Here is a 22,953-nt window from a genome sequence, read left to right on the forward strand (position 1 = left end):
GACGGAGTCGCCTCACCCCGAAATCAGATTCTTGCCCGCGATTTTCGACCGATACAACGCCTGATCAGCCCTGGCCAGCAACCCGGTCTGTTGTTCTTCTTCAAAGCGTTGCACCACGCCAAAACTCATGGTCACTTGATAGTCCCCGACCGGCAGCAGGCTCGCCAGGCCATGACGGATTCTTTCAGCGAGTGACCTGGCGTCGGCCAACGAGGTATTGGGCAGGATCAGGATGAATTCGTCACCACCCCAACGCGCCAACAGATCGCCTTCGCGCACGCAGTGTTTCACGCTCTCGATCACCTGCACCAACGCCGCATCACCCAGGGCGTGGCCGTAGTGATCGTTGATGTTTTTGAAGTCATCGATGTCCATGGCGATCAGTGACAGAGGCTGACGAAAGCGTTGGGCGCGATCGCATTCCTGGGGCAGGGCTTTTTCCAGACGATAGCGATTGGCGATGGCGGTCAGTACATCGGTTTCCGCCAGTTTGCGATTTTCTTCGAGTTGAATCTGTAACTGCTGATTGACCCGGGACAACTCTCGGGTGCGTTCTTCGACGATGGCTTCGAGGGATTGATTGCGCCGCTCCATTTCTTCGAACAGGCGTTTCTTGTCTTCGATGCTGCGATGCGCGCCGACCATTCGCGCCACCGAACCGTCGGCATTACGTGCCAGCACGTAGCCGCGATCTTCGATCCAGGTGTAAGTGCCATCGCGCATGCGGCAGCGATACTCGGCCTGATAACCGGGAGCGCGCTGATCCAGGTAGTCATCAAACAACGCCATGACCCGCGAATAATCGTCGGGGTGGATCACGTTTTCCCAGGTCAACACGTTGTTATCCAGGGAGTGAGGCGTATAGCCAAGCATCTCGTACCACCCGGGGTTGCGGTAGACGAACCCGGTGTTGGCGTTCCAGTCCCAGATACCATCGCTGACCAGTTCCAGAATGGTGTGCAGCATGTCTTCGTTAAAATTTGACAGATCGAACTTCAACGGCTCGATATTCGATGCCTCACCCATCATCGGTCTCCCTGCCGTCCTGATATCAACGTGACTCGTCAGTCGGGGAGATTAATTCATGGTGTATTGCCCCGGCTAGTGCTTGCCCCACCACTGCAGTGCAAAGTCGACGAAGCTGCGCAATTTCGGCAAACGGTAGCGGTCCTGGGCGTACACCAGGTTCATCGGCCGACTTGGTAGTTGGTAGTCCTGCATCAAGGCCACCAGTTTTCCGTCCCGAAGGTCCTGCTCCACCAACGCATCGGGCACCATCACGATGCCCATGCCGGTTCGCGCCGCTTGATGCAGCCCCGCCGAGCTGTTGATCAGCATCGGCCCACTGACCGCCACCATGACTTCACCTTCGGGGCCCTTCAGACGCCATTGTTTGGCTACCGAGTGCCAGTCATCTCCGGCCGGGTAGGCGAAAGCCAGGCAGTCATGGTGTTGCAGGTCGGCGGGTTTTTCCGGTGTGCCTCGACGCTCCAGATAATCCTTCGATGCGCACAGGGTCATCGTGTAGTCGATGAGCGGGCGAGAAATCATGTTGGACAGCTCGGTAGTGCCCAGACGAATCGCCACGTCGAAACCGTTGTCGAGCAAGTCCAGGCGCTGGTTGGTCAAAACGACGTCGAGTTTGACTTGCGGACAGCGCAGGGTGAACTCGCTTAAGGCTGGCGCCAGCCGTTCGGTGCCGAAGGTCAGCGGCGCGGTGATGCGCAGAGTGCCGCTCGGTTCGTCGAGGGTCTGTTCGGCCAGGCGTTCGGAATCGGCCACCAGCCCCAGCACTTCGAGACACCGCTGATAGTACGCCGTGCCGAATTCCGTCAAACGTTGACGCCGTGTCGTACGGTTGAGCAGGCGCACACCCAGTCGTTGCTCCAGAGCCCGCAGGTGATTGCCGACCATGGTCGTGGACATTTCGCACTGCAAAGCGGCGGCGGTCATACTGCCGGCTTCCACCACCTTTACGTAAACGGTCATTGCCTGGAATAAATCCATTATCAAGCCCAGCTTTAAAATGATTGAAGTGTTGCAATGTTTATCCAGCTCAGGTGGCTAACCATACTGCAAAAACACCGACTATTGATGGAGCTTGATGTCATGACCGCCACCTGCCTGATGAGCACTTACCAACCCTTGGCCCTGAGTTTCAGTAAAGGCCTGGGCACGCGCCTGTGGGACCAGGCCGGTCGTGAATACCTGGATGCGGTGGCGGGGGTGGCGGTGACCAACGTTGGCCATTCCCACCCGCGAATCGTGTCGGCCATCAGCGAACAGGCCGGCCTGCTGCTGCACACCTCCAATATGTACAGCATCGACTGGCAACAGCGGCTGGCGCAGAAACTGGTTCAACTGTCGGGCATGGAGCGGGCGTTCTTCAACAACTCCGGCGCCGAAGCCAATGAAACCGCGCTGAAACTTGCGCGGCTTTACGGCTGGCACAAAGGCATCGAGCAGCCGCTGGTAGTGGTCATGGAGAATGCTTTCCACGGCCGGACCCTCGGCACCTTGTCGGCCAGCGATGGCCCGGCGGTGCGCCTGGGGTTTAACGAATTGCCGGGGGATTTCATCAAAGTGCCGTTCGGCGACCTCGCCGCCCTGAAGAAGGCGCAGAAAGCCCACGGCTCGCGCATCGTAGCGATACTGATGGAACCGATTCAGGGCGAAAGCGGTGTGCAAGTGGCGCCGCCCGGTTATCTCAAAGCGGTGCGCGAACTCTGCGACCGGCGCGCCTGGTTAATGATGCTTGACGAAATCCAGACCGGCATCGGCCGTACCGGCCAGTGGTTTGCCTTCCAGCACGAAGGCATCGTTCCGGATGTCATGACTCTGGCCAAAGGCCTGGGCAATGGAGTGCCCATTGGTGCCTGTCTGGCTCGGGGCAGAGCCGCGGATTTGTTCACGCCCGGCAGTCATGGCAGCACGTTCGGCGGCAATCCGCTGGCGTGCCGGGTGGGTTGCACCGTGTTGGAGATCATCGAGGAACAAGGCCTGTTGGAAAACGCCAGACTTCAGGGTGAGCGTCTGCTTGCCAGATTGCGCATCGAATTGGCCGACGACCCGAATGTCCTGGCGATCCGTGGCCAGGGCTTGATGATCGGTATCGAACTCGTCCAACCGATCCGCGACCTGACCCTGATTGCCGCACGGGATCACGGCTTGCTGATCAACGTGACACGGGGCAAGACCATTCGCCTGTTGCCACCGCTGACAATTGATGAGCGGGAAGTGGAGATGATTGTCAGAGGGGTTTGCCGGGCGGTGAGCGCGGTCTGACTTCTCCTGGATGTACGCCGTTCCCCCGTAGGAGCTGCCGCGGGCTGCTCCTACAGAATCGGTGTCTCGTATAGGATGGTGGGGACGATCAGTCGGTTTGTTGCATCGCACTGATGAAAGCCGAGACTTCAGCCCGGTTCATCAGTTGAAGTTTCCAACCGATGAACGCTTCAAACAAACGCTGATGCGCGGCAAATCCACTGGCTCCTTCGCGAGTACGGTAGCTGCCGGCCCATTCCAGTAACGCTATCAGCAACTCGTCACTGTCGTCCCGCATCGCTTCTCGCTGGCGAATGTTGTTCACGCAGTCTTCGTCCTCCACGCACAGCCAGATCATCGCTGTTGCTTGCTCCACAAGTTCGCTGAGCATCCAGTCGTAAACACCCTCGATAACCCAGCGCTCTTCGCTCGCCGCCACCCGCGCCATTCCCAATGCTTCGGCACGGGGACGGGCGATGCTGTGTTCGTCGGATACCCAGTGAATCAGGTCGAGATCAGTCCAGGGCACTTGCAAGTGCTCGGCCAGTCGTTTGGCCAGCCAACTCTTGCCCGAGCCAGAGTTGCCGATGATCAGGGTGCGGGAGAGGTTCATGGAGTGCGGGTAATGATTGCTCATGGCAACTCAGGCAAAGTCAGTCAGCCGCTTCGCAAATGTCAGGCGCAACCATCCGCGTCTTTGGCGATCCATCCGCATTGAATTGATAAATATCCTGCGGCTGGCCCTTTTCATTGAAGAACACTTGGCCGACTCCTGCCGAATTCCACAGCCGTTCGCCTGCTTCAGCGTGTTCGGGAATGTGCGGAACAATGCGCATGCGCCGGCGCTTAGTCAGCCAGTTGAGTGGCGAACGGGGCGAGTAGAGCCAACGGTTGAGGCGGTCGAACCATTCGAGCAGGGCAGGCGGGAATTCGTTTTTTATGCCGCTGCTGGTGATCTGCCAAATGCGCGGGCCGGCCTTGCGGTGTCGGATCAATACTTCGTAGACGAAGGAATAATGCACATCACCGGACAGCACCACGTAGTTACCGGGTGTGCGGGAGTGTCGGAAAATGTTCAGGATCACCTGGGCCGCGCCGCGATGGGCCATCCAGTTTTCGGCGTCGACCAGCAGTGGATAACCGCACCAGCTGAACACCCGCTGCACGGTTTCGATCAGTTTGACGCCGAAGATCGGCGCCGGCGAAACGATGATTGCCGAGGGGTGGTCGAGCAAATCCTGTTGCAACTCACTGAGGGCCTCCCAGTCCAGCAGGCCCGACGGCTGCTTGAGATTCATCTCACTGCGCCAGCGCCGGGTGCGAGTGTCGAGCACCACCAGTGCGGGGCGAGTGGGCAGTACGTAATGCCACTTTTGAAAGCTCAGCAGCTCATCGATCAAACTGTCCTGGACGTCGCTGTCGAAGTAATGATCCTTCCCTGTGGTGCTCAATAAACGAGTTTTTTCCAGCAGGTCACCAAACGCGTCCGGGTTGTTGCCCCAACCCTGGCACAGCATATAAGCAAGCAGCGCGTTGCCGATGATGCGCTTGGAGAACGGATGGCCGTAAGCCGTTTCCTCCCATTGCGCGGAAAGATTCCAGTCATCGGTAATATCGTGGTCGTCAAAAATCATCAGGCACGGCAGATGCGCCATCGCCCGCCCGACACCCTCCAGCCCTGCCTTGAACCCAACGATGCGGGTCTGTTCCAGGGCATAACGTTTGCGTTGTTCGGGCGTCAGTGTCGGTGGTTGTGGCGCGATCAGCGTCCAGGACGTTGGCGACCACACCAGCAGGTACATGGCCATGACTTCGGCGAAGGTCACTAGATGGTTGTCGGCGCTGCTGCTGGTGAAAATCGGCTTACGCGCCCCGCCGAAAAATCGTTCACGCAGGGTTTCGTTGCTCTCAAGCGCCGGTAACAAATCCGCACGATGGTAGTAACTGGCTGGGTGTTCGTAGAGTTTGGCGCTGTCGCTGACCACCGCACCGTCGAGATATTCGTCGAACAGCCCCAGGCGCTCGATCAGGGCGTGAATCGCCCGCAACATCGGCCCCGCGACATCATCCGCATACACTTGATCACCGCTCATCATTAATAGCGCGGGGCGCTTGCAAGCATCCGGCTCGGACGCGAGCAACCGGTCGACGCACAGCAAGCCATCGGCCGCCGGATGGTGAGGTTTACGGCAGGAGCCATGCAGCAGCTGATCGATCCCCGAGCGCAACACGAAATTCGGGCAACGCGCTTCGCCATATAGTAGATGAGGTGCCCACTCGGCGATGCCGGACTGAGCGCCATCCGCCTCGGTGATCAGCAGGTCGTACTCGATCAACGTGTCACAGGGCAGGGCGGTGTTCAGTGGCACATCTATTAAATGAACAAAGGCATGAGTGCCGACGGGAATGATCGTGCATTGATCCGCACTGAGGCGGATATCGATGCCTTGCAGGCGCAGCGTCAGCGTCAGCGCACGTGATCCCACCAGCCAGAGCACCAGTCGCGTAGGTTCCAGGCGCCGCAATAGCGGGCCAACGAGGGCGGGGGGCAGCGATTGACGAGCGTTAGTTAGTGGCAAAGACATGGACATCCAGTTCAAGACTCTTGGCGCAGAGGGGCGCGATCATAGCGCAGCTGGTGAAGAGGGCGGGTTTGTCGACGGGTAATGCAAGCAAAGCCAGGACTGCTCATGAGGTAGAAGTCGGTACTCGGCCTAGGCTACCTGGGCTAGGGGAAAATAATTACAGTAGGTGGTTGACCACCAAATAAAATACTGTATTATTCGCCTCCCGCTAACGAGGAGTTTGAAACTGAGTTAGCGGCAAGTAGCTGAATTTCATGAAGAAAATTTGAAATTTACTGCTTGACAGCAACAGAGGCTGCTGTAGAATGCGCGCCTCGGTTGAGACGAAAGATCTTAACCAACCGCTCTTTAACAACTGAATCAAGCAATTCGTGTGGGTGCTTGTGGAGTCAGACTGATAGTCAACAAGATTATCAGCATCACAAGTTACTCCGCGAGAAATCAAAGATGTAACCAACGATTGCTGAGCCAAGTTTAGGGTTTCTTAAAAACCCAAAGATGTTTGAACTGAAGAGTTTGATCATGGCTCAGATTGAACGCTGGCGGCAGGCCTAACACATGCAAGTCGAGCGGCAGCACGGGTACTTGTACCTGGTGGCGAGCGGCGGACGGGTGAGTAATGCCTAGGAATCTGCCTGGTAGTGGGGGATAACGCTCGGAAACGGACGCTAATACCGCATACGTCCTACGGGAGAAAGCAGGGGACCTTCGGGCCTTGCGCTATCAGATGAGCCTAGGTCGGATTAGCTAGTTGGTGAGGTAATGGCTCACCAAGGCGACGATCCGTAACTGGTCTGAGAGGATGATCAGTCACACTGGAACTGAGACACGGTCCAGACTCCTACGGGAGGCAGCAGTGGGGAATATTGGACAATGGGCGAAAGCCTGATCCAGCCATGCCGCGTGTGTGAAGAAGGTCTTCGGATTGTAAAGCACTTTAAGTTGGGAGGAAGGGCAGTTACCTAATACGTAATTGTTTTGACGTTACCGACAGAATAAGCACCGGCTAACTCTGTGCCAGCAGCCGCGGTAATACAGAGGGTGCAAGCGTTAATCGGAATTACTGGGCGTAAAGCGCGCGTAGGTGGTTCGTTAAGTTGGATGTGAAATCCCCGGGCTCAACCTGGGAACTGCATTCAAAACTGTCGAGCTAGAGTATGGTAGAGGGTGGTGGAATTTCCTGTGTAGCGGTGAAATGCGTAGATATAGGAAGGAACACCAGTGGCGAAGGCGACCACCTGGACTGATACTGACACTGAGGTGCGAAAGCGTGGGGAGCAAACAGGATTAGATACCCTGGTAGTCCACGCCGTAAACGATGTCAACTAGCCGTTGGGAGCCTTGAGCTCTTAGTGGCGCAGCTAACGCATTAAGTTGACCGCCTGGGGAGTACGGCCGCAAGGTTAAAACTCAAATGAATTGACGGGGGCCCGCACAAGCGGTGGAGCATGTGGTTTAATTCGAAGCAACGCGAAGAACCTTACCAGGCCTTGACATCCAATGAACTTTCCAGAGATGGATTGGTGCCTTCGGGAACATTGAGACAGGTGCTGCATGGCTGTCGTCAGCTCGTGTCGTGAGATGTTGGGTTAAGTCCCGTAACGAGCGCAACCCTTGTCCTTAGTTACCAGCACGTAATGGTGGGCACTCTAAGGAGACTGCCGGTGACAAACCGGAGGAAGGTGGGGATGACGTCAAGTCATCATGGCCCTTACGGCCTGGGCTACACACGTGCTACAATGGTCGGTACAGAGGGTTGCCAAGCCGCGAGGTGGAGCTAATCCCATAAAACCGATCGTAGTCCGGATCGCAGTCTGCAACTCGACTGCGTGAAGTCGGAATCGCTAGTAATCGCGAATCAGAATGTCGCGGTGAATACGTTCCCGGGCCTTGTACACACCGCCCGTCACACCATGGGAGTGGGTTGCACCAGAAGTAGCTAGTCTAACCTTCGGGAGGACGGTTACCACGGTGTGATTCATGACTGGGGTGAAGTCGTAACAAGGTAGCCGTAGGGGAACCTGCGGCTGGATCACCTCCTTAATCGACGACATCAGCTGCTCCATAAGTTCCCACACGAATTGCTTGATTCATTGAAGAAGACGATAAGAAGCAGCCTGTATCAGGTTGTAGCTGTGTTGGTTAGAGCGCACCCCATGCTGTGTGGTAAAGAGCAGGGTGAGGTCGGCCTTAGTAGCTCGAAATTGGGTCTGTAGCTCAGTTGGTTAGAGCGCACCCCTGATAAGGGTGAGGTCGGCAGTTCGAATCTGCCCAGACCCACCAATTTTGTGTGGGAAACGCCTGTAGAAATATGGGGCCATAGCTCAGCTGGGAGAGCGCCTGCCTTGCACGCAGGAGGTCAACGGTTCGATCCCGTTTGGCTCCACCACTACTGCTTCTGTTTGTTGAAAGCTTAGAAATGAGCATTCCATCGTGATGATGGTGAATGTTGATTTCTAGTCTTTGGCTAGATCGTTCTTTAAAAATTTGGGTATGTGATAGAAAGATAGACTGAACGTTACTTTCACTGGTAACGGATCAGGCTAAGGTAAAATTTGTGAGTTTAATCGCGAATTTTCGGCGAATGTCGTCTTCACAGTATAACCAGATTGCTTGGGGTTATATGGTCAAGTGAAGAAGCGCATACGGTGGATGCCTTGGCAGTCAGAGGCGATGAAAGACGTGGTAGCCTGCGAAAAGCTTCGGGGAGTCGGCAAACAGACTTTGATCCGGAGATGTCTGAATGGGGGAACCCACCTAACATAAGTTAGGTATCTTAAGCTGAATACATAGGCTTAAGAAGCGAACCAGGGGAACTGAAACATCTAAGTACCCTGAGGAAAAGAAATCAACCGAGATTCCCTTAGTAGTGGCGAGCGAACGGGGACTAGCCCTTAAGTGGCTTTGAGATTAGCGGAACGCTCTGGAAAGTGCGGCCATAGTGGGTGATAGCCCTGTACGCGAAAATCTCTTGGTCATGAAATCGAGTAGGACGGAGCACGAGAAACTTTGTCTGAATATGGGGGGACCATCCTCCAAGGCTAAATACTACTGACTGACCGATAGTGAACTAGTACCGTGAGGGAAAGGCGAAAAGAACCCCGGAGAGGGGAGTGAAATAGATCCTGAAACCGTATGCGTACAAGCAGTGGGAGCCCACTTTGTTGGGTGACTGCGTACCTTTTGTATAATGGGTCAGCGACTTATTTTCAGTGGCGAGCTTAACCGAATAGGGGAGGCGTAGCGAAAGCGAGTCTTAATAGGGCGTCTAGTCGCTGGGAATAGACCCGAAACCGGGCGATCTATCCATGGGCAGGTTGAAGGTTAGGTAACACTGACTGGAGGACCGAACCGACTACCGTTGAAAAGTTAGCGGATGACCTGTGGATCGGAGTGAAAGGCTAATCAAGCTCGGAGATAGCTGGTTCTCCTCGAAAGCTATTTAGGTAGCGCCTCATGTATCACTGTAGGGGGTAGAGCACTGTTTCGGCTAGGGGGTCATCCCGACTTACCAAACCGATGCAAACTCCGAATACCTACAAGTGCCGAGCATGGGAGACACACGGCGGGTGCTAACGTCCGTCGTGAAAAGGGAAACAACCCAGACCGTCAGCTAAGGTCCCAAAGTTATGGTTAAGTGGGAAACGATGTGGGAAGGCTTAGACAGCTAGGAGGTTGGCTTAGAAGCAGCCACCCTTTAAAGAAAGCGTAATAGCTCACTAGTCGAGTCGGCCTGCGCGGAAGATGTAACGGGGCTCAAACCATACACCGAAGCTACGGGTATCACTTAGGTGATGCGGTAGAGGAGCGTTCTGTAAGCCTGTGAAGGTGAGTTGAGAAGCTTGCTGGAGGTATCAGAAGTGCGAATGCTGACATGAGTAACGACAATGGGTGTGAAAAACACCCACGCCGAAAGACCAAGGTTTCCTGCGCAACGTTAATCGACGCAGGGTTAGTCGGTCCCTAAGGCGAGGCTGAAAAGCGTAGTCGATGGAAAACAGGTTAATATTCCTGTACTTCTGGTTATTGCGATGGAGGGACGGAGAAGGCTAGGCCAGCTTGGCGTTGGTTGTCCAAGTTTAAGGTGGTAGGCTGGAATCTTAGGTAAATCCGGGATTCCAAGGCCGAGAGCTGATGACGAGTGTTCTTTTAGAACACGAAGTGGTTGATGCCATGCTTCCAAGAAAAGCTTCTAAGCTTCAGGTAACCAGGAACCGTACCCCAAACCGACACAGGTGGTTGGGTAGAGAATACCAAGGCGCTTGAGAGAACTCGGGTGAAGGAACTAGGCAAAATGGCACCGTAACTTCGGGAGAAGGTGCGCCGGTGAGGGTGAAGGACTTGCTCCGTAAGCCCACGCCGGTCGAAGATACCAGGCCGCTGCGACTGTTTATTAAAAACACAGCACTCTGCAAACACGAAAGTGGACGTATAGGGTGTGACGCCTGCCCGGTGCCGGAAGGTTAATTGATGGGGTTAGCTAACGCGAAGCTCTTGATCGAAGCCCCGGTAAACGGCGGCCGTAACTATAACGGTCCTAAGGTAGCGAAATTCCTTGTCGGGTAAGTTCCGACCTGCACGAATGGCGTAACGATGGCGGCGCTGTCTCCACCCGAGACTCAGTGAAATTGAAATCGCTGTGAAGATGCAGTGTATCCGCGGCTAGACGGAAAGACCCCGTGAACCTTTACTATAGCTTTGCACTGGACTTTGAATTTGCTTGTGTAGGATAGGTGGGAGGCTTTGAAGCGTGGACGCCAGTTCGCGTGGAGCCATCCTTGAAATACCACCCTGGCAACTTTGAGGTTCTAACTCAGGTCCGTTATCCGGATCGAGGACAGTGTATGGTGGGTAGTTTGACTGGGGCGGTCTCCTCCTAAAGAGTAACGGAGGAGTACGAAGGTGCGCTCAGACCGGTCGGAAATCGGTCGTAGAGTATAAAGGCAAAAGCGCGCTTGACTGCGAGACAGACACGTCGAGCAGGTACGAAAGTAGGTCTTAGTGATCCGGTGGTTCTGTATGGAAGGGCCATCGCTCAACGGATAAAAGGTACTCCGGGGATAACAGGCTGATACCGCCCAAGAGTTCATATCGACGGCGGTGTTTGGCACCTCGATGTCGGCTCATCACATCCTGGGGCTGAAGCCGGTCCCAAGGGTATGGCTGTTCGCCATTTAAAGTGGTACGCGAGCTGGGTTTAGAACGTCGTGAGACAGTTCGGTCCCTATCTGCCGTGGACGTTTGAGATTTGAGAGGGGCTGCTCCTAGTACGAGAGGACCGGAGTGGACGAACCTCTGGTGTTCCGGTTGTCACGCCAGTGGCATTGCCGGGTAGCTATGTTCGGAATAGATAACCGCTGAAAGCATCTAAGCGGGAAACTAGCCTCAAGATGAGATCTCACTGGGACCTTGAGTCCCCTGAAGGGCCGTCGAAGACTACGACGTTGATAGGTTGGGTGTGTAAGCGCTGTGAGGCGTTGAGCTAACCAATACTAATTGCCCGTGAGGCTTGACCATATAACACCCAAGCAATTTGCTGATCCGAAAGGACACCAGATTGCGGTGTGTGAAGACGCAATGAACCGAAAGTTCGAGAAACACACAAACTATCGCATACCCAATTTGCTGAAGCGTCGAAAGACGGTTCGGTACCCGAATTTCTTGACGACCATAGAGCATTGGAACCACCTGATCCCATCCCGAACTCAGCAGTGAAACGATGCATCGCCGATGGTAGTGTGGGGTTTCCCCATGTGAGAGTAGGTCATCGTCAAGATTAAATTCCGAAACCCCTATCTGCGTATGCAGGTAGGGGTTTTGTTTTGCCCGCAGGAAAGTTCACAGGACTCGTTCAGGCGTCATGGCGGTGGATTGAAGCTTGAATCATGGCTATATCTTTTTTATCGAATATCGCAATATATAAAACTATATAGCGAAAAAGCTGTGCTTTCGTACAAAAGGAATGAACGATGACAACGGCCCTGAGCGGTAAAGAAGCGGTAGGCGAGCGTTACACGCTGGAAACGATGCGCCATGCACAGCAGATGACCTGGAAGGCCATCGAACAGATTGCCCGGGTTATTTCGCCCGGCATTCGCGAGTCCGAGGCCCAGGCGCGGGGTAAACAGATTCTGTCGGAACTTGGCATGGATCGCATTTGGCACCCACTGCTGATTCGCTTTGGAGCCAATACACTCAAGACGTTCAAACAGCGCTCCGATGGCGATCCTGAACTGGGTGCCGAAGACATTTTCTTCATCGACATGGGCGCGGTCTGGCAAGGGCATGAAGGTGATGCAGGGGCGACTTTCACCACCGGTTCCGACCCGGAAATGATCGCCTGAGCCGCAGCCGCCCAGGAGCTTTTCAATCGAGTCGAAGGCTTTTGGCGTAGCGAGCGGGTTTCCGGCATGGAGCTTTACAGCTATGCGGCCGACCAGGCGCAAGCCATGGGGTGGAAGCTCAACCTGGGCATCAAAGGCCACAGAGTCAGCGATTTCCCTCATGCCATTCACCGTGGTGGTGACCTCGGGGATTTAGACAAATACCCGACGACCGGCCTGTGGATTCTGGAAATCCAGATCGCCCACCCTGAGCGTCCTTTCGGCGCGTTCTACGAAGACTTGCTCATCTGATCGAGGAAACTTTATGCCAAACCAAACAGAGCAACCGGTTCTGCTGTTTTCCTACGGTACCTTGCAGGATCAGGCGGTTCAGTTGTCCACCTTCGGGCGCAGGTTGAATGGTCGTTCCGACAACCTGCCGGGCTACAAGCAGAACCTGGTCGAGATAACCGATCCGGCAGTGTTGGCCGCGAGTGGGAAAACCCATCATCCCATCGTGCAGGAGAGTGCTGACCTGTCGGACGAGATCACCGGCACAGTTTTCCAGATCACGGCTCAGGAGCTGGTTGCGGCCGACGAATATGAGGTGGCGGACTACAAACGCGTCAGGGTGACCCTAAAATCCGGCACCAGCGCCTGGGTCTACGTGCGGGCCTGATTGCTGGAGCCCCCCCCGGTTTCGCTGTAGGCCTTGGGTGTGTTGCCGACCGGAAGACGTCCACCCTCCATATGATCACCCTGAAATCAAGGCAGCGACGGGCTATGCGCTCGTATGACCCCCGCCTCACCATTGGCCACGAGCCAACGAAACAGTTCGGTCACCGACACCGTGTGGCTACGCTCTATCCAGCGTACCAGCGCCGGGCCGTAGTGTTCGGAGTAGCGGGTGAGCACCAGTTGGCGACAGTCCGGTGACAGGCGCAGGGTGATTTCCCGACAGTGCAGATGCAGATTGGCCGGGTCGTCCCGGATCATCCGTTGCTGCAGAAGCAGGCTATTGCTTTCAGAACCCATCGGCCGCTGCTCCTGTGCACTGTGGGGTGGTGTGCTCTGGCGAGCCTTGTTTGCCATCGGCTACGTAAGCGGCACGATGCTCGGCAACCACGTTACGCAGAGCGCTGTAGTAGTCCGGCAGTTTTTGCAGGCTGTCGGTCAGCGGTAAGGCTTCTGCCCGACCGTCGACGATGCCACCGACCGTGTTAATGGTGGACAGCGTGACCACGGTATCGCTGTTGCTGCCGAACGGATCGACCACAAAACCGAGCACGCGCCCGACGGCGTCGCGGCTGTTGGAAGTGCCGAGCAAAGGCAACTCGACGATCGGGCCGTTGCCAATGCCCCACACGCCGAAGGTCTGGCCAAAGTCCGCGTCGTGACGCGGGATACCGAGCATCCCGGAGACGTCGATCAGGCCCACTACCCCGACTGTAGTGTTGAGCGCGAAACGCCCCAGGGTATTAGCCGAGCGCATCGGGTTGCCTTGCAGCAGGTCATTGATAAAGACCTTCGGCTCGCCAAAGTTCGCGACAAAGTTATGCACTCCGGTCTGGAAAAAGTCCGGCGTGTAGCGGTAGCCGCGCGCGACCGGCGCCAGGGCGTAATCATCAACCACCCGGTTAAACGCGAAGACGCCACGATTGAACGGTTCCGCCGGGTCGTACACCGAATAGGCGATGTCGGCGCAGCTCACGTTAGTGGTGGACGGCGGCTGGCTGCTGCAACCCGCCAACCCTGCGGTCAGCACAGCAATCGAAGTATTACGGGCCAGCCAGGGAGCACACTTGAAAGGCAACATGGATGCAGGTCTCGGGAGGAATTCGCCGAGATACTGAGCCCCGTGCCTTGCGCGAAGATGTCTGGTTTATTGCGGCGATGACGTTTTGTTGCAAGATTGAAATATATGACGCGCTGCCGTGAATGGTTTTAGATGGCGGCTCCATTCGCCCCCTTAAGTGACTTTCGGTGAACAGCCTTTTAATTGTGGACGACGACCTCGAAGTCCTCGATCTACTGAAAAAATTCTTCGTGCAGCACGGCTATAGCGTCGAGGTCGCCACAGATGGCGCGTCACTATGGGCGGCCATAGAGCGCCAGGCACCGGACCTGATCATTCTGGACGTGATGTTGCCCGGCGACAGCGGGCTGATCCTGTGTCAGCAACTGCGGATTCGACACGCAATACCGGTGATCATGCTGACCGCCATGGGCGAACTCAGCGACCGGGTGGTCGGCCTGGAGCTGGGCGCCGATGATTATCTGACCAAACCCTTCGACGCCCGTGAACTGCTGGCCCGAGTGCGTGCTGTGCTGCGTCGCGTGGACGAGCGTCGTTCGGTTCCGCAAGAGCGGCCACGGCCTCTGATTGATTTTGCCGACTGGCATCTGGACGTCACCTGCCGTGAACTTCGCTCGCCAGATAACGTGATGATCCCGCTGTCGGCCGGTGAATTCGACTTGCTGCTGGTCTTCGTCGAACACCCCCAGCGCATTCTCACTCGCGAGCAATTGCTGGACCTGGCTCGCGGGCATTGCCATGAGGCGTTCGATCGCAGCGTCGACGTTCAGGTCAGCCGCTTGCGGCGCAAACTCGAGTCCGACACCAAACGCCCGGCGATGATTCGCACCGTGCGCAATGGCGGGTATCTGTTTACACCCAGCGTGACGCGGCGATGAGCTGGCTGAAGCGAATTCGTGCCCGAGACTGGCCGCAAGATACGGTCGCGCGCTGGATCGCGTTGACGATCATCCTGGCCATGCTTATTTCACTGGCGCTCAACGGGCTGTTTATCCAACTGGCCGGCGTGTGGGCGCGTCCGCCGCTGACCGAAATCGGCCTGCTGGAAAAAGCCGCCGCCATCACCCGCGTCATCGAGGCTGCTCCGGCGCCCCTGCGCCCCTCATTGGCGCAAGCCGCCAACGAGAGTGGCTTCACTATCACTTGGCACCCTGATCGGCACGATCTCAATCTGCCGACAGTGGACGATCCGAAGTCCGACATCGGTTCGAGCATCCTGCAGCCGATGCTCAGAGCCCATGACCGGCGCATCGAAGCCTATGAACCGGCCGACTGGAAGGAGCACACCGCGGACGCACATTACGCGCTGCTGATCGAGCTATCGGATTCATCATGGTTGATGTTCTCCGCGCCCTCGCGCAGTTGGGGCCTCGACGAAGCGCCACGCTACCTGATCGTCATCCTGCTGGTGCTGATCTCCACCGTCCTGGTCGCGCTGATCGCCACCCGGCGCCTCGCCACACCTTTGCAGCGCTTCGCCGAAGGCGCCCGCCGCTTCGGCGTGGACTTCCGCGCACCGCCGATCGAACCGCTCGGCCCCCACGAAATCCGCCAGGCCACTCTCGCGTTCAATGCCATGCAGGCGCAACTGCAACACTTCATCCGCGACCGCACGCAAATGCTCGCCGCCATCTCCCACGACCTGCGCGCTCCCCTGACGCGAATGCGCTTGCGTGGCGAATTCATCGAAGACAGCGAGCAACAGCAACGGTTGTTTCGTGATGTGGATGAAATGCAGGCAATGATCAACTCGGCGCTGGAGTTCTTTCGTGATGATGCGCGGCTTGAGCCGGCGACCCAGTTTGATCTGGCGGAACTGCTGCAAACCCTGCTTGATGATTACCGGGATCAGGGAGTCGATATTACGTTCAGCGGGCCGCTGCGGCTGGTGTATTTCGGACGTCCGTTGGGGCTTAAACGGGTGATGACCAACTTGCTCGACAACGCTATCAAGTACGGTAGTGAGCCGGGGATCGAACTGAACCCGAGCGCCGGCCAGGTGCGGATCAAAGTACTGGATCATGGGCCGGGTATTCCTGAGTTCAGTCTTGAACAGGTGTTTACACCGTTTTTTCGTCTGGAAGGCTCGCGGAACAAGAGCACCGGTGGGGTTGGTTTAGGGTTGTCGGCGGCGCGGGCAATTGTGCTGGAGCATGGCGGAGAATTACGGCTGCGTAATCGGGCGAAGGGTGGGTTGGAAGCATTGGTGCTGTTGCCGGTGCAGGTGGAGTAGGGCACAGGTCATCCCAATCGTCTTCGGTCACTTTGTGAGTGAAGGCTCTATGCCATTACTTTTTCGTCTGCTAAGGTTCTGCCGCATAAATGGATCCACATCTCATGGAGTAGCAGATGTTCAAGTCTCTTACGGATAAAGCGCGAGCTCTGTCAGGCGGGATCACCGACAAGGCCATGGCAGCCAAAGACAGTGTGTCTGGCAATTTTTCGGCAGGTACATCGAAAGCCTCGGAGTTTTTGGAAAATAACTGGGGCAAGGTCGAAAACGTTTTGGTCAATGGCCTGCTGACTGTCACGGAAGAAAAGCTCAAGGATGATGAGGTCTTCATCCTGTTGGTCGAAAAAGCTTATGAAATGCTGCCAACGGCTGTCCGTTTGATCCTCTCTCGTACGACGTTCATCAATCACACCCTGACCCATCGAGAAAGCCTGGTCGCCAAGTTGCAGGAGAAGAAAGCCCTGCGATTGCTAAACGACAGTGCGTTGACTAATCAAGCGCTGCTCATTGATGACGGCAGTGTGATCGAGACTGTTGAGGCCCCGCGGTAGTTGTTGCCAAGGTCTGATCAGGACCAGGGATCGACGTTCAAACAGAGAACTAATATGGACTTTAAATGGCACCGCTTCATACAGATTGAAGCGATCCTTCTGCTGCTCATCACACCGCTTTTTGCTCAAGCGGATATTACCGCGGAAGAAGCGACTGCCCATTGCCTCAAGATCAGCGAGTATTCCACCAAGGGCGGTGAGTTTTACAATCTCAAGCAATACGCCAAGGCTCGGGAGCAATATGAGCAGCAAGCAGGTTGGTCTGAAAGCTGTCAGCTGGACGAAGATAAAGTCGCGATGGCCTACAACAACGTTGCGCTCACCTACATACATGAGGGCAATTACCTGAAGGCCCGAGCGTGGTTGAGTATTCTGCCCAACGACAAAAAATCGATCTTCAACCTTGGCAATATCCGTGGCGATATAAAAAACGCCCTTGAGAAACAGTCGAATAGACCGCAGGGGCAGTATTGGCAATATGCCGGGGCTTCGTTATGGAATTCCATGACGATCAAGCCAAAAGGCAATCAATACCAAGTTGATTTCGAGGGCTATTACGCTGGCTTGATGGCGATGTATTACGGTCCCAATCTCGGTGAGTTTTCAACGGTATTAACGTTTGATAACGGCAAGGCGCATTACGCCATGAGCGGAGATGATGGCGACTGTGAATACAACTTCGACATTAAAAAGGATTTGCTCACGGTGAAGCGCACGGCAGGTGAGTCATGTGGTTTTGGCCACAATGTGGGTGCTGAAGGCACTTATCACAGGGTCGAGCTGTAGTTTGAAAAGATGGAAAGCCCCGAAAAACTCGGGGCTAATCCCAAGGATCGTGTAAATCTAAGCCTCCCAGCCCGCTCCACTAACCGCCGCCTGTGCCAGTGGGTGCAAGTCTGCCCCTTGGTGCTCCGTCTGCCAGGCCAGCAACTCCATGCGCATGCCGGGCGTCCAGTACATCTGCAGATGATTGCGCACGCCGAGCACGGCCTGTTGCTGATCCGGTTCGCTGGCGAAGTATTGGGCGATCTGGTTGGCCATCTTGATCAGGTTGGCGGTACTCATCGACGTACCTCGGCTTTTGTCCCGGCGCTGCGTTCATGGCGACGTTCGTCGAGCAGGCGTTGTTGTTCGTCGCTGAATGCCTGGTAGCGTTTTTGCCATTCGGAAGGGTGGTAGACGCGGCTGACCTCCACGGCGGTGACCTTGTACTCCGGACAGTTGGTGGCCCAGTCGGAGTTATCCGTGGTGATGACGTTGGCCCCCGATTCCGGGAAGTGGAAGGTGGTGTACACCACGCCCGGGGCAACCCGTTCGGTGACCCGCGCACGCAGTACGGTCTGGCCGGCGCGGCTGCCGATGCCGACCCAGTCACCTTCGTTGATGCCACGGCTCTCGGCGTCGGTCGGGTGGATTTCCAGGCGGTCTTCGTGGTGCCAGGCGACGTTGTCTGTCCGCCGGGTCTGGGCGCCGACGTTGTACTGGCTGAGGATGCGTCCGGTGGTCAGCAGCAGGGGATAACGACTGTTGACCTTTTCCTCGGTGGGCACGTAGCCGGTGAGCATGAAGCGCCCCTTGCCGCGCACGAACTCCTCAATGTGCATGGTCGGCGTGCCGTCCGGTGCCGCGGCGTTGCACGGCCATTGCAGGCTGCCATGGCGCTCCAGTTCGGCGTAGCTGACGTTGGTGAAGGTCGGCGTCAGGCTAGCGATTTCATCCATGATTTGCGACGGGTGCTGGTAGTTCATCGGGTAGCCCAGGGCGTTGGCCAGAGCCACCGTGCCTTCCCAGTCGGCCTTGCCGCCCAGCGGCTCCATTACCTTGCGCACCCGGGAGATGCGTCGCTCGGCGTTGGTGAAGGTGCCGTCCTTTTCCAGGAACGAGGCGCCCGGCAGGAACACATGGGCGAACTTGGCGGTTTCGTTGAGGAAAATGTCCTGCACCACCACGCATTCCATGGCCGACAGCGCCGCGGTGACGTGCTGGGTATTCGGATCGCTCTGGGCGATGTCTTCGCCTTGGCAATACAGGCCCTTGAAGCTGCCGGCCAGGGCAGACTCGAACATGTTGGGAATGCGCAGGCCCGGATCGGGTTGCAGGGTAACGTTCCAGGCCTGTTCGAACTGCGCCCGTACCACCTCGTTGGAGATGTGCCGGTAGCCAGGCAGCTCGTGGGGGAAGGAGCCCATGTCGCAGGAGCCCTGAACGTTATTCTGCCCACGCAGCGGATTGACGCCCACGCCTTCGCGGCCGATGTTGCCGGTGGCCATGGCCAGGTTGGCGATGCCCATGACGGCGGTACTGCCCTGGCTGTGCTCGGTGACGCCCAGGCCGTAATAGATCGCCGCGTTGCCGCCGGTGGCATACAGTCGAGCGGCGGCGCGGATATCGGCGGCGGCTACACCGCAGATGTCGGCCAAGACTTCCGGCGAGTTTTCCGCACGGCTGACGAACTCGCTCCAGCGGGCGAAATCGCTGCCTTCGCAACGGGCGTCGATAAAGGCCTGGTTGAGCAAGCCTTCGGTGACGATGACGTGGGCCAGGGCGTTGAGCATGGCGACGTTGGTGCCCGGGCGCAGGGCCAGGTGCAGTTCGGCGCGGGCATGCACCGAGTCCACCAGATCAATGCGTCGTGGGTCGATGACGATCAGCCGCGCGCCTTCACGCAGGCGGCGTTTGAGCTGGGAGGCGAACACCGGGTGGGCGTCGCTGGGGTTGGCGCCCATCACCAGAATCACGTCGGCCTGCATCACTGAGTCGAAACTCTGGGTGCCGGCGGACTCACCCAAGGTTTGTTTCAGGCCATAGCCGGTCGGCGAGTGGCAGACCCGCGCACAGGTGTCGACGTTGTTGTTGCCGAAGGCGGCGCGTACCAGTTTTTGTACCAGGTAGGTTTCTTCGTTGGTGCAGCGGCTGGAGGTGATGCCACCAATGGAGTCGCGGCCGTATTTTTGCTGCAGCCGGCGGAATTCGCTGGCGGCGTAGGTCACCGCTTCATCCCAGCTGACTTCCTGCCAAGGGTCGTTGATGTGCTTGCGGATCATCGGCTTGGTGATGCGATCCGGGTGGGTGGCGTAGCCCCAGGCAAAGCGCCCTTTGACGCAGGAGTGGCCGTGGTTGGCCTGGCCATTCTTGTCTGGAACCATGCGCACCAGCTGCTCGCCTTTCATCTCGGCGCGGAACGAACAGCCCACGCCGCAATAGGCACAGGTGGTGATCACGCTGCGTTCGGGCTGCCCCAGTTCCACCACGCTTTTTTCCATCAGCGTCGCGGTAGGGCAGGCTTGCACACAGGCGCCGCAGGACACGCATTCGGAGTCGAGGAAGTTCTCGCCACCGGCGGCCGCGACCCGGGATTCGAAACCGCGCCCGGTAATGGTCAGGGCAAACGTGCCCTGGGTTTCTTCGCAGGCGCGCACGCAGCGGTTGCAGACGATGCACTTGCTCGGGTCGTAGTCGAAGTAGGGGTTGGAGGTGTCCTTCACGTCGGCCAGATGGTTCTCGCCTTCATAGCCGTAACGCACTTCCCGCAGGCCGACCTGGCCGGCCACGGTTTGCAGCTCGCAGTTGCCGTTGGCCGAGCAGGTCAGGCAGTCCAGCGGGTGATCGGAGATGTACAGCTCCATGACATTGCGGCGCAGGGTGGCGAGCTTCGGCGTCTGGGTGTGCACGCTCATGCCTTCGCTGACCGGTGTGGTGCAGGACGCTGGGTAGCCGCGCATGCCGTCGATCTCCACCAGGCACATGCGGCAGGAGCCGAAGGCTTCCAGGCTGTCGGTGGCACACAGTTTGGGAATGGTGGTGCCCAGCAGCGCGGCGGCGCGCATCACCGAGGTGCCTTCGGGCACGCTGATGCTGCGGCCGTCGATGTTCAGGGTGACTTGCACCTGGCTGTCGCGGGCCGGAGTACCAAGGTCAATGTCTGTTTTCGGGTCGAAGAGAGTGATCATTGGTCGGCCTCCGAGGCTTGCAGACCGAAGTCGGCGGGGAAGTGCTTGAGGGCGCTGACGACCGGATAGGAGGTCATGCCGCCCAACGCGCACAGCGAACCGTATTGCATCGTGTCGCACAGGTCCTTGAGGATGATCACCTGCTCATCGCGACCGCTCTGGTCCGGCGCGGCCAGCAGGCGATCGATCACCTCCACGCCCCGGGTCGAGCCGATGCGGCATGGGGTGCATTTGCCACAGGATTCCTCGGCGCAGAACTGCATCGCGAAGCGCGCCATGCGGGCCATGTCCAGGCTGTCGTCAGCCACCACCACACCACCGTGACCGAGCATCGCGCCCATGGCGGCGAAGGCTTCGTAATCCAGCGGCGTGTCGAATTGCGAGGGCGGCACCCAGGCGCCGAGAGGGCCGCCAACCTGCGCGGCCTTCAGCGGCCGGCCACTGGCGGTACCACCGCCGTAGTCTTCCACCAGTTCCCGCAGGGTCAGGCCAAAGGCCCGTTCCACCAGGCCGCCACGACGAATATTGCCCGCCAACTGGAAGGGCATGGTGCCCAGGGAACGGCCCATGCCGTAGTCGCGGTAGAACTGCGCGCCCTTGGCCAGAATCAGCGGCACCGAGGCCAGGGTCAGCACGTTGTGCACCAGGGTCGGCAGGCCGAACAGACCCTGCAACGCGGGGATCGGCGGCTTGGCGCGGACAATCCCGCGCTTGCCTTCAAGAGAATCCAGCAGCGCGGTTTCCTCACCACAGATATAAGCGCCGGCACCGACCCGCACTTCCATATCGAAGGCCAGGCCGCTGCCGCCGACATTGGCGCCGAGGTAACCGGCGGACCGGGCGATGTCCAGCGCCGCGCGCAGGGTGGCCACGGCTTGTGGATATTCCGAGCGCACATAGATGTAGCCGTAGCTGGCGCCGACGGTGATGCCGGCAATGGCCATGCCTTCGATCAGCAGGAAGGGGTCGCCTTCCATCAGCATACGGTCGGCAAAGGTGCCGGAGTCGCCTTCGTCGGCGTTGCACACAATGTATTTCTGCGCCGCTTGAGTGGCTCGCACCGTGCGCCATTTGATCCCGGCGGGGAAGGCTGCGCCGCCACGGCCACGCAGACCCGAATCGAACACCTCAGTCGCGGTCTGTTCGCCACCGATGGTGACGGCTCTTTTCAAACCTTCGAAACCGCCGTGCGCCCGGTAATCGTCGAGGTACAGCGGCCGGGTGATGCCAGCGCGGGCAAACAGCAGGCGTTGTTGAGTCTTGAGATAAGGCAACTCTTCCACCAGGCCCAAGGCCAGCGGATGAGCGGATGGCTCGCCTTGCAGCGCATCGAGCACGGACGGCACATCGGCAGCTGTCAGCGGGCCGAAGCCGATACGGCCTTGCGGGCTGTCCACTTCCAGCAGCGGTTCCAGCCAGTACAGGCCGCGAGAACTGGTGCGTTGCAGGTCCAGATTGCGTTCCGCAGCTTGAGCGGCGAGGGCCACAGCCACTTCATCGGCACCCACGGCACGGGCAAGAGAATCACAGGGCAGATAAAGACTCAGCATCATGCGTCCTCCTGGCAAGCATCGAGCAGGGCATCCAGACGCTCAGCACTGAGCCGCGCATGCACCTGACCATCCAGCTCCAGGGCCGGCGAGCAGGCGCAGGCGCCGAGGCAATACACCGGCCGCAAACTGATGCTGCCGTCGGCGCTGCTACCGTGATCATCCAGTTGCAGACGATCGCGCAACTGCGCCGCGAGCTGCTCGGCGCCACGGCTCTGGCAGGACTCGGCCCGGCACAGACGCAGGATATGCCGGGCCGGAGGCGCGGTGCGGAAGTCATGGTAGAAACTGATCACCCCGCGAACCTCGGCCTGACTCAGGTTGAGGGCGTGAGCAATCTCGGGAATGACGGCATCGGGGATGTAACCGATGCCCTCCTGAATCTCATGAAGGATCGGCAACAGTGCGCCGGGCGAACCCTTGTGGCGCGCCAGCAGGCTGTTGACCATAGGCAGGTGCAACATCTCATCAGGCATACAGCATTCCTCACGGTCACGGACAAACCAGGCGGTTGTCGGTCGTCCGAAAGTGTCGGCTGCGGCATTCACACCACGTCACGGTATCGTGGCATTGTCAGGCCGTTGGCCAGGGCACCCTGAGCGGGCATCTTGTTGTGCCCGGCGCGGTCTTCGCCGCACCTCTTAAAGGGCATTAAGGCAGCTTGCCACGCTGCCTTTGATT

The 22,953-nt window shown here is 57.7% G+C and carries 16 protein-coding genes, 2 tRNA genes, 3 rRNA genes and 1 pseudogene; 12 read left to right on the top strand and 10 right to left on the bottom strand.

Annotation, left to right across the window (positions count from 1 at the left end; translation table 11 throughout):
- Positions 1-12: 12 nt before the first annotated feature.
- Complete coding sequence (locus tag LOY38_RS05705; protein WP_258699174.1) at positions 13-1,026, bottom strand: sensor domain-containing diguanylate cyclase; 1,014 nt, start codon at positions 1,024-1,026, stop codon at positions 13-15.
- Positions 1,027-1,101: 75 nt separating this feature from the next.
- Positions 1,102-2,007, bottom strand: a complete 906-nt coding sequence (locus tag LOY38_RS05710; RefSeq protein ID WP_258699175.1) for a LysR family transcriptional regulator — start codon at positions 2,005-2,007, stop codon at positions 1,102-1,104.
- A 102-nt stretch (positions 2,008-2,109) separates the two neighbouring features.
- Here LOY38_RS05710 and LOY38_RS05715 point away from each other — a divergent pair, with 102 nt between their 5' ends.
- Complete coding sequence (locus tag LOY38_RS05715; RefSeq protein ID WP_258699176.1) at positions 2,110-3,285, top strand: aspartate aminotransferase family protein; 1,176 nt, start codon at positions 2,110-2,112, stop codon at positions 3,283-3,285.
- A gap of 88 nt (positions 3,286-3,373) precedes the next feature.
- Here LOY38_RS05715 and LOY38_RS05720 read toward each other — a convergent pair whose 3' ends face one another.
- Both LOY38_RS05720 and LOY38_RS05725 read right to left on the bottom strand, forming a co-directional pair.
- Entirely contained in the window at positions 3,374-3,901 is a 528-nt protein-coding gene (locus tag LOY38_RS05720) for an adenylate kinase (RefSeq protein WP_258699177.1), read from the bottom strand.
- Between the two features lie 16 nt (positions 3,902-3,917).
- Complete coding sequence (locus tag LOY38_RS05725) at positions 3,918-5,855, bottom strand: alkaline phosphatase D family protein (protein WP_258699178.1); 1,938 nt, start codon at positions 5,853-5,855, stop codon at positions 3,918-3,920.
- 498 nt (positions 5,856-6,353) lie between these two features.
- Between LOY38_RS05725 and LOY38_RS05730 the strand changes: the two genes are divergently transcribed.
- The 7 genes and pseudogenes from LOY38_RS05730 to LOY38_RS05760 all read left to right on the top strand — a co-directional run bounded on the left by LOY38_RS05730 (position 6,354) and on the right by LOY38_RS05760 (position 12,851).
- Positions 6,354-7,892: ribosomal RNA gene (locus LOY38_RS05730) — 16S ribosomal RNA — on the top strand.
- Between the two features lie 163 nt (positions 7,893-8,055).
- Positions 8,056-8,132: transfer RNA gene (locus LOY38_RS05735), tRNA-Ile, on the top strand.
- 30 nt (positions 8,133-8,162) lie between these two features.
- Positions 8,163-8,238, top strand: a tRNA-Ala gene (locus tag LOY38_RS05740).
- A 236-nt stretch (positions 8,239-8,474) separates the two neighbouring features.
- A 23S ribosomal RNA gene (locus LOY38_RS05745) occupies positions 8,475-11,366 on the top strand.
- 143 nt (positions 11,367-11,509) lie between these two features.
- Positions 11,510-11,625, top strand: a 5S ribosomal RNA gene (rrf, locus tag LOY38_RS05750).
- Together the 16S, 23S and 5S rRNA genes with 2 tRNA genes alongside form the textbook arrangement of a ribosomal RNA operon.
- Positions 11,626-11,818: 193 nt before the next feature.
- Positions 11,819-12,484, top strand: a pseudogene (locus LOY38_RS05755) (M24 family metallopeptidase).
- Between the two features lie 13 nt (positions 12,485-12,497).
- A complete protein-coding gene (locus LOY38_RS05760; RefSeq protein ID WP_258699179.1) occupies positions 12,498-12,851 on the top strand; it encodes a gamma-glutamylcyclotransferase family protein in 354 nt (117 codons plus the stop codon).
- A gap of 86 nt (positions 12,852-12,937) precedes the next feature.
- On the opposite strand, the gene LOY38_RS05765 is transcribed toward LOY38_RS05760, so the two are convergent.
- Positions 12,938-13,207 carry a hypothetical protein gene (locus LOY38_RS05765; protein WP_258699180.1) on the bottom strand — a complete coding sequence of 90 codons (270 nt, stop codon included), beginning with the start codon at positions 13,205-13,207 and terminating at the stop codon, positions 12,938-12,940.
- Positions 13,197-13,988 carry a VacJ family lipoprotein gene (locus LOY38_RS05770; protein WP_258699181.1) on the bottom strand — a complete coding sequence of 264 codons (792 nt, stop codon included), beginning with the start codon at positions 13,986-13,988 and terminating at the stop codon, positions 13,197-13,199. Before LOY38_RS05770 ends, LOY38_RS05765 begins: the two co-directional genes overlap by 11 nt.
- A 167-nt stretch (positions 13,989-14,155) precedes the next feature.
- Here LOY38_RS05770 and LOY38_RS05775 point away from each other — a divergent pair, with 167 nt between their 5' ends.
- From LOY38_RS05775 to LOY38_RS05790, 4 genes are all read left to right on the top strand, one after another.
- A complete protein-coding gene (locus LOY38_RS05775) occupies positions 14,156-14,866 on the top strand; it encodes a response regulator (RefSeq protein WP_258699182.1) in 711 nt (236 codons plus the stop codon).
- Positions 14,863-16,221 carry an ATP-binding protein gene (locus LOY38_RS05780; RefSeq protein ID WP_258699183.1) on the top strand — a complete coding sequence of 453 codons (1,359 nt, stop codon included), beginning with the start codon at positions 14,863-14,865 and terminating at the stop codon, positions 16,219-16,221. Before LOY38_RS05775 ends, LOY38_RS05780 begins: the two co-directional genes overlap by 4 nt.
- 116 nt (positions 16,222-16,337) lie before the next feature.
- A complete protein-coding gene (locus tag LOY38_RS05785) occupies positions 16,338-16,772 on the top strand; it encodes a hypothetical protein (RefSeq protein WP_258699184.1) in 435 nt (144 codons plus the stop codon).
- Positions 16,773-16,826: 54 nt separating this feature from the next.
- Positions 16,827-17,558: a tetratricopeptide repeat protein gene (locus tag LOY38_RS05790; protein WP_258699185.1), complete on the top strand. Its 732-nt coding sequence runs from the start codon at positions 16,827-16,829 to the stop codon at positions 17,556-17,558.
- Positions 17,559-17,615: 57 nt separating this feature from the next.
- On the opposite strand, the gene LOY38_RS05795 is transcribed toward LOY38_RS05790, so the two are convergent.
- Genes LOY38_RS05795 through LOY38_RS05810 form a run of 4 tightly spaced genes read right to left on the bottom strand, consistent with a single transcriptional unit; the run spans position 17,616 to position 22,748 of the window.
- Positions 17,616-17,837, bottom strand: a complete 222-nt coding sequence (locus tag LOY38_RS05795) for a formate dehydrogenase subunit delta (RefSeq protein ID WP_258699186.1) — start codon at positions 17,835-17,837, stop codon at positions 17,616-17,618.
- On the bottom strand, positions 17,834-20,722 hold the full coding sequence (gene fdhF / locus LOY38_RS05800; RefSeq protein WP_258699187.1) for a formate dehydrogenase subunit alpha: 2,889 nt from the start codon (positions 20,720-20,722) through the stop codon (positions 17,834-17,836). Before fdhF ends, LOY38_RS05795 begins: the two co-directional genes overlap by 4 nt.
- The gene (locus LOY38_RS05805) at positions 20,719-22,272 is read right to left on the bottom strand and encodes a formate dehydrogenase beta subunit (RefSeq protein WP_408980616.1); all 1,554 of its coding nucleotides are present in this window, start codon (positions 22,270-22,272) and stop codon (positions 20,719-20,721) included. Before LOY38_RS05805 ends, fdhF begins: the two co-directional genes overlap by 4 nt.
- The gene (locus LOY38_RS05810) at positions 22,272-22,748 is read right to left on the bottom strand and encodes a formate dehydrogenase subunit gamma (RefSeq protein ID WP_258699189.1); all 477 of its coding nucleotides are present in this window, start codon (positions 22,746-22,748) and stop codon (positions 22,272-22,274) included. Before LOY38_RS05810 ends, LOY38_RS05805 begins: the two co-directional genes overlap by 1 nt.
- Positions 22,749-22,953: the final 205 nt, after the last annotated feature.

Origin of the sequence: Pseudomonas sp. B21-015, from assembly GCF_024749285.1 — a bacterium.
In the GTDB taxonomy this organism is placed as follows: Bacteria; Pseudomonadota; Gammaproteobacteria; order Pseudomonadales; family Pseudomonadaceae; genus Aquipseudomonas.